The organism is Agrobacterium sp. CMT1, assembly GCF_037203725.1.
Classification (GTDB): Bacteria; Pseudomonadota; Alphaproteobacteria; order Rhizobiales; family Rhizobiaceae; genus Agrobacterium; species Agrobacterium pusense.
Genome location: NZ_JBBCAR010000007.1, coordinates 224,178 through 236,475 on the forward strand (window position 1 = coordinate 224,178; position 12,298 = coordinate 236,475).

Here is a 12,298-nt window from a genome sequence, read left to right on the forward strand (position 1 = left end):
GCCAGCCGATCCTGAGAAGGCTGATCCTGAAAACCTATCGCTCTAACGGCTCGACTGTCAGCGTTCGTCCCCGGGCGGAAGCGATCTTCACCCGGGTTCCCGCCGGCAGGTCTTCACCGTTGACCGGCCACCAGGTATCGTCCAGCCTGATACGGCCCCGCCCTTCGACAATCGGTTCCTGAAGCGTCGCCGTGCGGCCGACAAGGCTTGCCTCTCGCTGGTTGAGGAAGGGCTCGTCGCTTGTCGCCCGGTTTCTGCCGAAGTATTTCCGGCCGAGCAGAGCGAAAACGACGGAGAGCGCGGCAAACATCACTAACTGCAATTGCCACGCCCAAAACGCTGTTTGCCAAAGGAGCAGGGAGAGCGCACCGATGACAAGTGCGGCAAGGCCGATCCAGATCAGAAAAACGCCGGGGGCGATGAGTTCGGCAGCGAGCAGCACGAAAGCGACGATCCACCAGCTCCATGGTCCAAGTTCCGTGGCAAGCCCTTGCAGCATCGTCACTTCTCCGAGGAAGAACCGAAGGGATTGCCGGGAGCCGTGACGTTAATCGTCTGGCCCGAAGCCCGTGTCGGCGGCACGGAGCGGGAGGATGCGGGCGCGGCGGGAGCAGTGGGCGCGTCTCCGTTGTTGCCGAAGACCTCTTTCGCAATCGTGCCGATACCGCCGAGAGAGCCGATCAGCGCCGAGGCCTCCATCGGCATCAGCACGATCTTGGCATTCTTGGCTGTGCCGATCTCGGCAAGTGCTTCGGTGTATTTTTGGGCAACGAAATAGTTGATGGCATGGACATTGCCGGCAGCAATGGCTTCCGACACCATCCGGGTGGCGTTGGCTTCGGCCTCGGCGAGACGTTCGCGCGCTTCGGCGTCGCGGAACGCTGCTTCGCGCTGGCCTTCCGCTTCCAGAATAGCGGATTGTTTTGCGCCCTCCGCGCGCAAAATCTGTGCATTGCGGGCGCCTTCCGCCTCCAGCACCTGCGCGCGTTTTTCGCGCTCCGCCTTCATCTGCCGCGCCATGGAATCGACGAGATCCTTCGGCGGCGCGATATCCTTGATTTCAATGCGGGTGACCTTGATGCCCCAAGGTCCCACGGCCTCATCCACCACGCGCAGAAGGCGGTCGTTGATGGCGTCGCGGTTCGACAGCAATTCATCGAGGTCCATCGAACCCATGACCGAGCGGATATTGGTCATGGTAAGGTTCTGGATGGCGTTTTCCAGATTGGCGATCTGGTAGGCAGCCTGCGCCGCATTCAGAACCTGATAAAACGCCACCGCATCGGCGGAAACGCTGGCATTGTCGCGGGTGATGACTTCCTGGGTGGCGATGTCGAGCACCTGCTCCATCACGTTCATGCGGGCGCCGATGCGCTCGAAGAAGGGTACGATGAGGTTCAGGCCAGGCTCGAGCGTGCGCGTATAGCGCCCGAAACGTTCCACCGTATAGCGGTATCCCTGCGGCACGGTCTTGATGCCGGCAAACAGCACCAGAATGACCAGAACCACGGCTGCCAAGACGACGATGTCGAAACCGCCCAATGCGATCATCACTTTACCCTCCAGCACATCATGATCAGGGTTTTACCCCCGTATCGTTATGGCAAGATTACACCCAGCCTTGCAACTCCCGCCGCACAACCTTTTCGAGAACGGTCATGCCCTCGGCACTGTCATTCAGGCATGGGATGTGGGTGAATTTCTCGCCGCCATTATGCAGGAAGATTTCTCCGGCTTCACCGGCAATTTCCTCCAGGGTCTCAAGACAATCCGATACGAAGCCGGGATTCATCACGGCTATACGTTTGATGCCTTCCGAGGCGAGTTTTTCCACGGTCTTGTCGGTATAGGGCTGGAGCCACTCTTCCGGTCCGAAACGGGACTGGAACGTGATCATGAAGTTCTTTTCGGTCAAGCCCAGAGCCTCCCGCAGCAGACGGGCGGTTTTCTGGCAATGGCAATAATAGGGGTCGCCCTTTTTGAAATAGGATTGCGGAATGCCGTGGAAGGAAGTGATCAGCATCTCCGGCTCCCAGTCCAGCGTCGCCAGATGGTTTTTGACGGAGGCGGCGAGCGCCTCGATATAGGCGGGATCGTCATGATAGGGCGGCACGGTGCGGATCGCCGGCTGCCAGCGCAGTTTCATCAGATGTTCAAACGCCTTGTCGTTCACGGTCGCCGTGGTGGACGCGGCATATTGCGGATAAAGCGGAAAAAGCAGGATTTTTTCGCAGCCCTGTTCTTTAAGCGCGTCGATCTTCGAGGCGATGGAAGGCTGCCCGTAACGCATTGCCCAGTCCACAACCACGTTGGGCAAATCCTTCAATGCCTGCGCCATCAACTCGCCCTGGCTGCGCGTATATGTTCGCAGGTAGCTTTCGTTGCGCTCGTGGTTCCAGATTTCCTCGTAGGCCTTGCCAACCTTCTGCGGGCGCTTGTTGAGGACGATGCCGTAAAGGATCGGGTACCAGTAGAGGCGCGACCATTCGATCACGCGCTTGTCGCTCAGGAACTCCGCCAGATAACGGCGCATCGGCCAATAATCCGTACCATCGGGCGTGCCGAGATTGACGAGCAGCACGCCCACCTTGCCAAATGCGACACGGGGATGGTTCGCGGGGAGTGCGGATAGTTCTGTCACCATGAATGATACCCTGAAACTCGAACTGGTTGTGCGAAGGACGCTCCGCCTCGGATAATGGCTGGACACGCTCCATCGTCTGTTTATTGACCCCAACGCAAACCGCAATGAAGTTTGGCCGGACGTGCCCGAGCTATACGCCCGTGGCGTTACTTTGTTCATCGTGTTCTAGACGAAATTCTTCAGGATTAAACCACCGCCACCGGCTATTTCCGCCATTCCGGCAGGCACATGCCTTCAGGCGGCAAAATTGTTACCGTAAGTATCTGTTTTTAATTAGAAAAAATAAGCCGGCCCAGAAATTCGAGGGCCGGCTTCGTGTCTGCGGCATATTGCCCTGTCTGCTGTAGCCCCGCTTATTGAGCCGGCAGTTCCAGCTCCTCGCCGATTTCGATGTGGTTCGGATGCTTCAGCGTGTTTGCCTTGGCAATTCTCTGCCAGAGCGCGCCGTCGCCATATTTCTCTGCAGCAATTTTCCAGAGCGAATCGCCTTTTTCCACCACATATTTGCTAGCGGCTGCAGCAGCTGCAGCAGGCGTCGTTGTGGGCGGTGCGGGGGTGGCAGGGGCTGCAGGCGCGGGTGCCGGTGTGGCGGCCGGAGCGGCTGTCGTCGCTGCCGGCGCGGGTGCTGCGGGCTTCGCCAGGGCGACGTAACCTGCGGGCGTCACTTCGGCGATGCGGCCATCCGTATAGGGCTTATAGGGGCTGTTGGCGGTAATATAGGCCGCGACGGCCTCCTCGAGATTGGGGCCGAAATCATAAGCGTTGATGGCTTTGGTCGCAAAAACCTTGAAGCCGTCACCCCCGGTCCGCACGTAGTTATTGGCCGCAACGATATAGGTCTTGGCGGGATCGAGAGGCACGAAGGCATCGCCTTCCTTGACTTCGACGGAAACGACACGGCTGCCGGCCGGCTTCGAGCGGTCGAAGGAATATTTCATGCCGGAAACCTGCATGAAGCGGCCCGCACCGTCATCAATCTGGCTGACGCCGTTTTCGAGGGCGGCACGAATATCCTCGCCCTTGAGCTGGAAGGTTGCGACGGTGTTCTGGAACGGCAGAACCGTCAACACTTCACCCATGGAGACATCGCCGCCATCGATGGAGGAACGCAGGCCGCCGCTATTTGCAAAAGCGATGGTGACGCCTTGATCCTTGACGCGGGCCAGCGTTGCGTCGGCCACCAGATTGCCCATCGAGCATTCCTTCACGCGGCAAATCTTGCGGTCGCCCTCGATCGGGCCCTCAGAAGTGCCGACCACCTTGGCTTTCAGGGCTTCGATCGGCGCCTTCAGTTCATCGATACGCTTCAGCGTGGCTTCATCGGGCTTGAAGGAGGAATCGACGAGGATCGGGTCTCCCTTGCTTTCCTTCACCACGCCGTTGTCGTCGAAGACGACTTTGAGGTCGCCAAGATATTTGCTGTACTGGCCGGCCTGCACGACAGGAACCTTGTAGCCGCCGGGATTGTCAACGAGCGTCGGATAAGGGCCTTCGGCTTTCTGGTCGGTGTTCGACAGCAGCGTATGCGAATGGCCGCCAACCACAACATCGACATCGGGAATTTTGGCGATGAATTCCAGATCGCGCGGGTAGCCGACATGGGTGAGCGCGATGATCTTATCGACGCCGTCCTGCTTCAGCTTCTGTACCTGTTCGCTAATTTTCGCGACATCTTCGGCAATGGTGATGTTGGGACCAGGTGTTGCCAGTTCGGCCGTATCGTTGGCAACGGCGCCGACGATACCGATTTTCTGTCCGCCGACCTCGAGCACGATGGACGGCTTTACCCGGTCGCCGATTTTAGAGGCGGCGGTGGCCACCACGTTGGCGGTCACGACGGGGAATTGAACCTTGTCGAGGAAGCCGGCGAGCCCGTCCTCGCTATCGTCGAATTCATGGTTGCCGACGGTCATCGCGTCGAACTTCATGGCATTCAGCATTTCCGCTTCCACCGTGCCCTTGTAGGTGGTGTAGAACAGTGAGCCCTGGAAATTATCGCCGGCATTGAGCAGCAGGACGTTTTTCCCCCCGGCCTTCAGGGCATCCCTTGTCTGGTTGATCGCTGTCAGCAGGCGCGCGGCACCGCCGAAGCATTCATTCTTGCCTTCCTCTTCCGCAGAGCAGGTCGAGTCGAATTTGTTGATCGATTCGATACGGGAGTGAAAATCGTTGATGTGAAGAATGTTGAGCTCATAATCGGCCAGAGCCGCGCCGGCGGAAAGCGTTATCGCCGAAACGCTCAGCATGCCCAGTCCCAAAATTTTCTTCATGGTCCCTCTCTCCTGTTCAAAGCGGAAGCCCTGGCCGGTTGATCATTCTCCGACCGCGCTCATTCTTTAGTCCGAAAACATGTCAGTCTTTCGAAAACCGGATGTTTCCATTTAGCGGCAGTCGCCGCAAGCGAAATTATGACAGGTAGGCAATAAAGAAAAACGCACGCCAAAGGCGTGCGTCTGAGGGGTTTATCTTATTGAATAGGTGATATTATCAGCCCTGACGCGTGAGCGAGAACTGGCTGTTTGTGTCCGTCGTGCAGTTCAATTGTGACGGGGAGACGAGGGCGCAGTTGACGCGCGACTGCGTGTTGCGCACCAGCGACGTCATATTGATTTCGTAAAGTGTCGGCGAAATGGTGACATAGGTGCCGGAGGCCAGCAGCGTGTTGGTGTCGGTTGACCGGGTGGAGAAGGCGCCGTTCTGGAAGGTCGATACGATGCCGTTGCGGTCGATCCAGCGGCCGTCGACAGCCGGCCCGCGGGACAGGGACGGCGCCATCGAGGTTTGCTGCGATGGACCCGGCGCGACGCATGAAGACACCGCGATGGCGGCTGAAAGCAAAGCCGCGCTTGTCTTGAAGTTCATGAGCCTGTTCTCCTGCGATTCGATAAAAGCTTCTTGCTTCGACCATGCCGTGAAGCGTTCTTTATTTCAAGGCAACGTTGTTCGCTCTCCCCGGTTCCTGAGGTCATTCAGGAAAGTCCCGGCGTGGCAAATATGAGACTCTTCCATCAGCGCACGAGGATGTTGCGGAACTGCCAGGGATCGGACTTGTCGAGATTTTCGGGGAACAGGCCGGGACGACCATCAAGCGGTGTCCAGTCGGTATAATGACCCTCGACCGGGCCGAGATAGGGGCGCTGCACTTCAAGGCAGCGGCGATAGTCCATCTCGTCGGCTTCGACGATGCCGACCTGAGGATTTTCGAGCGCCCAGACCATGCCGGCCAGCACCGCCGAACTGACCTGCAGTCCGGTCGCGTTCTGGTTCGGGGCAAGCGACCGCGCCTCTTGCAGGCCGAGCCGGGAGCCATACCAATAGGCGTTTTTTTCGTGACCATAGAGCAGGACGCCCAGCTCGTCGGCGCCATCGACAAGCTCGTCTTCGCCCAGCACATGCTGAACCGGCTGGGGAATGCCGCCATTGCCGAAGAGTTCATGCAGGGAGAGAATCGCGTCGTTGCAGGGATGGTAGGCATAATGACAGGTGGGTCGGTATGTCACGTCGCCACCATCGTTGCGGACGGTGAAATAATCCGAAATCGAAATCGCCTCATTGTGCGTGACGAGAAATCCATATTGCGGCCCAAGGCCCGGGCACCATGTGCGAACTCTTGTGTTGGCGCCCGGCTGATCGAGATAGATGGCTGCCTTGCTGCCCTTCTTCTGTTTTTTTGCGTTTTTCGGCATCCAGTTCTCATGCGTTCCCCAGCCGAGCTCTGCCGGCTGAAAACCTTCCGCGATAAAACCTTCGACGGACCACGTGTTCCAGAAAGCGCCGAAGGGCTTGGGTTCTTTCGCCCGCTGGGTGTCGCGTTCAGCCACGTGAACACCCTTGACGCCAAGCCGCTCCATCAGTTTCGCCCAGCCCTCCCGGTCATGGGACTGCGGCTCCTCGATGTCGACGCCGATATCCTTTGCGAGATTGACGAGCGCCTGTTTCACGAACCACGAGACCATGCCCGGATTGGCGCCGCAGGTCGAAACGGCCGTCGTGCCGCCGGGTCTGCGCGCCTTTTCCTTGAGCATGGTCTCGCGCAGCGAATAATTCGTTCTCGCGGCATTGTCGGCATCGGCATCGAAATAAAAGCCGGGCCATGGCTCGACGACGGTGTCGATGTAGAGCATGCCGTGTTTACGGCAAATCCGCATGAGATCGACGGATGCGGCATCCACGGAAAGGTTGACGCAGAAACCTTGACCCCGCACGCCTTTAAGAAGCGGCTTGAGAACCTCCTTATAGTTCTCCTTTGTCAGGTGTGTCTGGATATGACGGATGCCCTTCTCGGCCAGAAACCGGGCGATGTCTGCGCGCGGATCGATGACGACGAGGCGGGTCCGGTCGAAATTGAAATGACGTTCGATCAACGGAAGAGTGCCGCGCCCGATGGAGCCGAAGCCGATCATGATGATTGGGCCATCGATATCGCCATAAATCGGGTGGTTTGCGTCCGTCATTCGTCAATTTTCCTTTTTCAGCCAATAAGTAAGCTAGATCACAAAAGCGTGCCACAATAAAGGGCAGGCAGATGACGGACATATGACGGTGCTGCTCGCAAGGTCGGTTCAGCTTCTCTTCCCTTCATTCTGCCTCTTCGCATTTTGGAGGGCGCGTTTATAATTGAACTCTTCTTTTCGCCATCGACCAAGGCTCGGGGAGGGCTTGACGGGATGATGGGGGAGGGATTTCTCCATCACAGGAGTTGCCTGTTGAGTGATCTTTTCGCGCGTGTAACAGCGCTTCAGAGTGCCACCCCCGTTTTGATCGCCCTCTATGATTCCGACGATCGGTTGCGGCATGCCAATCCGTCGTTTCGGGGGAGCTTCAGGCTTGCCGAAGATGATTTTCCGACCTGGGCGGATATCATGCGGCTGAACCACCGGCTGCGGACCGGTGTCGTCATTCGCAACAATGATTTCGAGGGATGGCTGCTGTCGGCGCAGTCCCGTCGCGGCAAGCTGCCTTACCGCGCCTTCGAGATGGACATGTATGACGGCCGCTGGTTCTGGATGACGGAAACGGTGCAGCAGGATGGCTGGATGCTGTGCGTTGCAAGCGATGTCACCGAATTGCGCCAGGGTTACAGAACGCTGAGGCAGGACAGGGATCTGGCCGTACGCGCCTCCCAGACGGACGAACTCACGGGAACGGCGAACCGCCGCTTCGTCTTCGCCAAGCTGGCGTTGCAGGTCGAGCAGGTCTCAAAGGGGCTGGAAGCCTCTTTTTGCCTTTGCACGCTCGATATCGATTTTTTCAAGCAGATCAATGATCGTTTCGGTCATAAGTGCGGTGACGCGGTGCTGCGCGATTTTGTCGGCGTCGCCCATTCCGTCATCCGCAGGGTCGATTGTTTCGGCAGGATCGGTGGTGAAGAATTCATGCTCGTCCTGCCGAGAACGTCTCTTGCCGAGGGGCGGGACATTGTCGAGCGGCTGCTGCAGCGAGTTCGGCTTTCGCGACCTCTCGCGGATTTTCCGGATTTTTCCTACAGCTGCTCGGCCGGCATGACGGCCTATCGGACGGCGGAAAGCGCGGACGATATTTTCACGCGTGCCGATCAGGCCCTTTATGCGGCCAAGGAGAAGGGCCGCGACCGGCTTCTGGCGGTAACGGTTTAGATGAGTTCCGCCGCAACCAGCCCATGCAGCGAATTGCCAACGAAGAGCCTGCGGCCGGCAATGTCTTCCGGCCTCAGCGCCTGGCCACGCGCCTTGCGTTCGCGGATCAGATCGGCGCGCAGCACGCCCGGCAGAATGCCGCTGTCGAGCGGCGGCGTCAGCAATTGCCCATCTGGCATTTCCACGAAAATGCTGGTCGATGATCCCTCGCACAATTCGCCGCGTTCGTTGAGCAGCAGTACCTCGTCGGCCTCTCCGGCTGAAAATTCAGCACGGGCGGCGTCATAGGGTTCGCGGCGCGAGGACTTATGGCGATAGAAGGTATCAGTGGAATCGAGTTTGACGTTCCGGGCGATACGAACCCGCCAGACCGTATCCTGTCGCAGGGGCTCGAACTCGGTGGTTTCGATGTCCAGTTCCCCCTTGTAGTTCATCACCAGCCTGACGCAGAGCGGCTTGTCGCCGCCCACCGCCTTTTCCAGCGCCTGAACCGCATTGGCCGGGGCACGGAAACCGAGCGCGTCGGCAGAGCGCAGCAGCCGGCGGATATGCTGGTCAATGCGCTGAAAGCCGGTCTGTGGCTCCCAGCGCAGCGTTTCCCTCAAGGTCAGATCGGCGGGTTTGCGTTTCATGGCCTGTGCTCGTCGTCCGAAATTGATGACCGGCATCCTGTGCCGGCAGCATCAACCGGCAAAGCTTGTCCGAAACAGGATAGCCCTGCCGGTGGATGAGATTAAGCCTGCCTGTTATCCAGCGCTTCCAGCTCGTCGATCAGCCCCTCGATCATGGAAAGCCCCTTGTCCCAGAAGGAGGGATCGGTCGCATCAAGGCCGAAGGGCTTCAGGAGTTCCGAATGGTGCTTGGTGCCGCCCGCCCTCAGAAGCTCGAAATACTTCTCCTGAAAGCCCGACTCGGCCTTCTGGTAAGCCGCATAAAGCGAGTTTACCAGGCAATCGCCAAAGGCATAGGCGTACACATAGAAGGGCGAGTGGATGAAATGGGGGATGTAGGTCCACCAGGTTTCATAGCCTTCGGAAATCCGGATCGCCGGACCCAGGCTCTCGGCCTGAACGGAAAGCCACAAGTCGCCGATCTGCTCGGAGGTCAGTTCACCCTGCTTGCGCGCGGTGTGAAGCTTGCGCTCGAATTCATAAAAAGCAATCTGGCGCACGACCGTATTGATCATGTCCTCCACCTTGCGGGCGAGCATGGCCTTGCGTTCCCGAACATCCTTCGTGTCATCGAGCAGTTTGCGGAAGGTCAGCATTTCCCCGAACACCGAGGCCGTTTCAGCCAGAGTGAGAGGCGTCGCGCACATCAGGGCCCCCTGTTCGCCGGCCAGAACCTGATGCACGCCATGGCCAAGCTCATGGGCAAGCGTCATCACGTCGCGTGGTTTGCCGAGATAGTTGACCAGCACATAGGGATGGGCCGAGGGCACGGTGGGATGTGCGAAGGCACCCGGCGCCTTGCCGGGGCGGGCAGGGGCGTCGATCCATTCTTCATCGAAGAAGCGGCGGGCAATATCGGCCATTTCCGGCGCGAAGTCGCCATAGGCGGAAAGTACGGTATCCTTTGCCTCATCCCACGAAATGATCGTGTTCGACGTATCGGGAAGGGGCGCGTTGCGGTCCCAGTAATTCATCTGCTCCATGCCCAGCCACTTCGCCTTCATGGCGTAATAGCGATGCGAAAGACGCGGATAGGCTTTTTTGACTGCCGCCGCCAGCGCATCGACAACCTCGCGCTCGACGCGGTTCGCCAGGTGGCGGCTATCGGCAATATCCTCGAATTTGCGCCAGCGGTCGGAAATATCCTTGTCCTTGGCGAGCGTGTTGGTGATGAGCGTGAAGACCCGCAGATTGGCCTTGAAGGTGGCGCTCAGCGCTTCCGCCGCCTTCTTTCGGGTTTCCGGTTCCGGCTCCTGAAGCATGTTGAGCGTCACTTCCAGCGGCAGGCTTGCACCGTCTATGTCGAAACGCAGATCTGCCATCGTCTCGTCGAAGAGGCGGTTGAACGCCGCCGCGCTGGTCATCGATTTTTCGAGGAAAAGCTGTTCGAGCTGATCATCGAGCTGGTGCGGCTTGTCCTTGCGCAAATCCACGAGCCAGGGGCGGTAATGGCCTGCAGCTGCATCATTCGCCATGCAGGCGTCCATCGTGGCGTCGTCGATGCGGTTGAGTTCGAGCGTGAAGAACAGGAGGCGGGAGGAAATATCCGTCAGTTTCGCCTGGGCGTCGCCGTAGAGTTTGCCGTTTGCCGGATTGGATGTGTCGGAAAAATAGGTGAGCCCGGCAAAAGAGCCGATGCGGCCGATAAGATCGTCCAGCGCTTCATATTCCTTCAGCGCCGCGCCGATGCCCTTTTCGCCCGTCGCCTTTGCGGCGGCCTCAAGCTTGCCCTTCCATTTCTGCTCGAAAGCAGCCGCCATCGACGCCGCTTTCTCCAGGTCACCCCTGTATTCGGCCGAATCTCCCGACGGATAAAGGTCCGATAGCTTCCAGCCGGGCAGGTCGCCAAGCACTGGGGCGGCTGTTTCGGCGAGGGCGAAGACAGGCTGCGGAACGGGTTGGTTGAGGGTCATCGGATATGTCCTTCTGATTATGCTTTGCGCAGCATATGGGGCCTTTGTTTCCCGCGGCAATGGATAAAATGCAAGCAATTCTCAAAACTGGATGTTCAAGTCTCCCGTGCCAGAGTGCGGCACAAGGGACCGCATGACGCAGGTCCATAAACCGGAAACCGGAGCTAAAAATGACCGCGCATGTTCTTGTGATAGACGACGATCCCGTCCAGCGCCGCCTGCTCAAAAATGCGGTGGAACGTTATGGGCACCTGGCCCTGCTTGCCGAGAACGGCAAGGCCGGCCTGGAGCTCCTCAAGCAATATAGCGGTGAAATAAATGTCGTCGTCCTCGATCTCATGATGCCGGAGATGGATGGTCTCGGCTTTCTGAAAGCCGTCGGTGAACTGGGCGTCGACGTTCCGGTCATCGTCCAGACGGGGCAGGGCGGCATCGACACGGTGGTGCAGGCAATGCGCGCCGGCGCCTTCGATTTCGTCGTCAAGCCGGTCTCACCGGAAAGGATCGGCGCCGCCATCTCCAATGCGCTCAAGCTCGACAGAAGAGAGGCAAAGGCCCGCACGGGCAGGCGCGGACGGAGCAATGCAGTGAATTTTACCGATATCGTTTCCGCAAGCCCCGCAATGCTGAGGGTGATCGAACTGGCGCAGCGCGCCGCCCAGTCCAGCATTCCCGTGGTGCTTGAGGGTGAGTCGGGCGTGGGCAAGGAAATGGTCGCCCGGGCCATCCAGTCCGCCGGCGACCGGGCGAACAAGCCCTTTATTACAGTCAATTGCGGCGCTATTCCCCATAATCTCGTGGAAAGCATTCTGTTTGGTCACGAGAAGGGCGCCTTCACCGGCGCGACGGAAAAGCACGTCGGCAAATTCATGGAAGCGGATGGTGGCACGCTGTTCCTGGACGAGATCGGCGATCTGCCGCTGGACGTGCAGGTCAAGCTGCTGCGCGCCGTCCAGCAAGGCGAAATAGAGACCGTCGGTTCCGCTCGGGTGCAGAAAGTAAATGTGCGGCTGATCTCGGCCACCAACAAGAATCTCATCGAGGAGGTCAAGGAAGGCCGCTTCCGCGAGGATCTTTATTATCGCCTCAACGTCTTTCCGATTACCATTCCCGCCTTGCGTCGCCGGAAGGAAGATATCCCCCACCTCGCACGGGTGTTTGCCGAACGTTTTTCCGCGGAGCAGAAGCTGCCCAATCCCGTCGGCCTGGATGCCAGCGCGCTGGCGCTGCTGACCGCCTATGACTGGCCCGGCAATATTCGCCAGCTTGAAAATGCCGTCTTCCGCGCCGTCGTGCTGTCGCAGGGCGGGGAACTGTCGGATGCCGATTTTCCGCAGATCGCGCTGCAACTGCCGGAATTCTCGACAGGCGATGACGCAGAGGATGTCATCCGCTCGCCATCCGGATCGTCACTGAAGCTCGCAGCCTATTCGCCACCGGCACCAGCCGTCGAAA

At 58.8% G+C, this 12,298-nt stretch carries 9 protein-coding genes and 1 pseudogene; 2 read left to right on the top strand and 8 right to left on the bottom strand.

The genetic code is table 11. The features are described 5' to 3' along the window. Positions 1-34: 34 nt before the first annotated feature. The 6 genes from WA845_RS09625 to WA845_RS09650 form a co-directional block, all read right to left on the bottom strand. The gene (locus WA845_RS09625) at positions 35-499 is read right to left on the bottom strand and encodes an NfeD family protein (RefSeq protein ID WP_004445832.1); all 465 of its coding nucleotides are present in this window, start codon (positions 497-499) and stop codon (positions 35-37) included. A 2-nt stretch (positions 500-501) separates the two neighbouring features. Next, the gene (locus tag WA845_RS09630) at positions 502-1,551 is read right to left on the bottom strand and encodes an SPFH domain-containing protein (RefSeq protein ID WP_077985797.1); all 1,050 of its coding nucleotides are present in this window, start codon (positions 1,549-1,551) and stop codon (positions 502-504) included. Positions 1,552-1,609: 58 nt separating this feature from the next. After that, complete coding sequence (gene hemH, locus WA845_RS09635; RefSeq protein WP_006697190.1) at positions 1,610-2,644, bottom strand: ferrochelatase; 1,035 nt, start codon at positions 2,642-2,644, stop codon at positions 1,610-1,612. A gap of 353 nt (positions 2,645-2,997) precedes the next feature. Next, on the bottom strand, positions 2,998-4,914 hold the full coding sequence (locus tag WA845_RS09640; RefSeq protein WP_037092001.1) for a 5'-nucleotidase C-terminal domain-containing protein: 1,917 nt from the start codon (positions 4,912-4,914) through the stop codon (positions 2,998-3,000). 217 nt (positions 4,915-5,131) lie between these two features. Then, positions 5,132-5,506 carry an outer membrane lipoprotein Omp10 gene (gene omp10 / locus WA845_RS09645; protein ID WP_003506132.1) on the bottom strand — a complete coding sequence of 125 codons (375 nt, stop codon included), beginning with the start codon at positions 5,504-5,506 and terminating at the stop codon, positions 5,132-5,134. A gap of 146 nt (positions 5,507-5,652) precedes the next feature. Then, a complete protein-coding gene (locus WA845_RS09650; RefSeq protein WP_112556230.1) occupies positions 5,653-7,098 on the bottom strand; it encodes a saccharopine dehydrogenase C-terminal domain-containing protein in 1,446 nt (481 codons plus the stop codon). 252 nt (positions 7,099-7,350) lie between these two features. Here WA845_RS09650 and WA845_RS09655 point away from each other — a divergent pair, with 252 nt between their 5' ends. After that, positions 7,351-8,259 (top strand): diguanylate cyclase, encoded by a 909-nt coding sequence (locus tag WA845_RS09655; RefSeq protein WP_112556228.1) that lies wholly within the window; start codon positions 7,351-7,353, stop codon positions 8,257-8,259. Here the strand turns inward: WA845_RS09655 and WA845_RS09660 are convergent. Next, positions 8,256-8,891 carry an aminotransferase class IV family protein gene (locus WA845_RS09660; RefSeq protein ID WP_112416213.1) on the bottom strand — a complete coding sequence of 212 codons (636 nt, stop codon included), beginning with the start codon at positions 8,889-8,891 and terminating at the stop codon, positions 8,256-8,258. The genes WA845_RS09655 and WA845_RS09660 overlap by 4 nt on opposite strands. Positions 8,892-8,992: 101 nt before the next feature. Beyond that, a complete protein-coding gene (locus WA845_RS09665; protein WP_112556226.1) occupies positions 8,993-10,843 on the bottom strand; it encodes a M3 family oligoendopeptidase in 1,851 nt (616 codons plus the stop codon). 170 nt (positions 10,844-11,013) lie between these two features. Between WA845_RS09665 and WA845_RS09670 the strand changes: the two are divergent. Continuing rightward, positions 11,014-12,204 (top strand): annotated as a pseudogene (locus tag WA845_RS09670) (sigma-54-dependent transcriptional regulator); the annotation flags it as partial. Positions 12,205-12,298: the final 94 nt, after the last annotated feature.

What these genes read in the sequence shown, in the direction of transcription:
- WA845_RS09625 (WP_004445832.1), bottom strand. Translation starts at nt 499, where the DNA reads ATGCTGCAAGGGCTTGCCACGGAACTTGGACCATGGAGCTGGTGGATC.
- WA845_RS09630 (WP_077985797.1), bottom strand. Translation starts at nt 1,551, where the DNA reads ATGATCGCATTGGGCGGTTTCGACATCGTCGTCTTGGCAGCCGTGGTT.
- hemH (WP_006697190.1), bottom strand. Translation starts at nt 2,644, where the DNA reads ATGGTGACAGAACTATCCGCACTCCCCGCGAACCATCCCCGTGTCGCA.
- WA845_RS09640 (WP_037092001.1), bottom strand. Translation starts at nt 4,914, where the DNA reads ATGAAGAAAATTTTGGGACTGGGCATGCTGAGCGTTTCGGCGATAACG.
- omp10 (WP_003506132.1), bottom strand. Translation starts at nt 5,506, where the DNA reads ATGAACTTCAAGACAAGCGCGGCTTTGCTTTCAGCCGCCATCGCGGTG.
- WA845_RS09650 (WP_112556230.1), bottom strand. Translation starts at nt 7,098, where the DNA reads ATGACGGACGCAAACCACCCGATTTATGGCGATATCGATGGCCCAATC.
- WA845_RS09660 (WP_112416213.1), bottom strand. Translation starts at nt 8,891, where the DNA reads ATGAAACGCAAACCCGCCGATCTGACCTTGAGGGAAACGCTGCGCTGG.
- WA845_RS09665 (WP_112556226.1), bottom strand. Translation starts at nt 10,843, where the DNA reads ATGACCCTCAACCAACCCGTTCCGCAGCCTGTCTTCGCCCTCGCCGAA.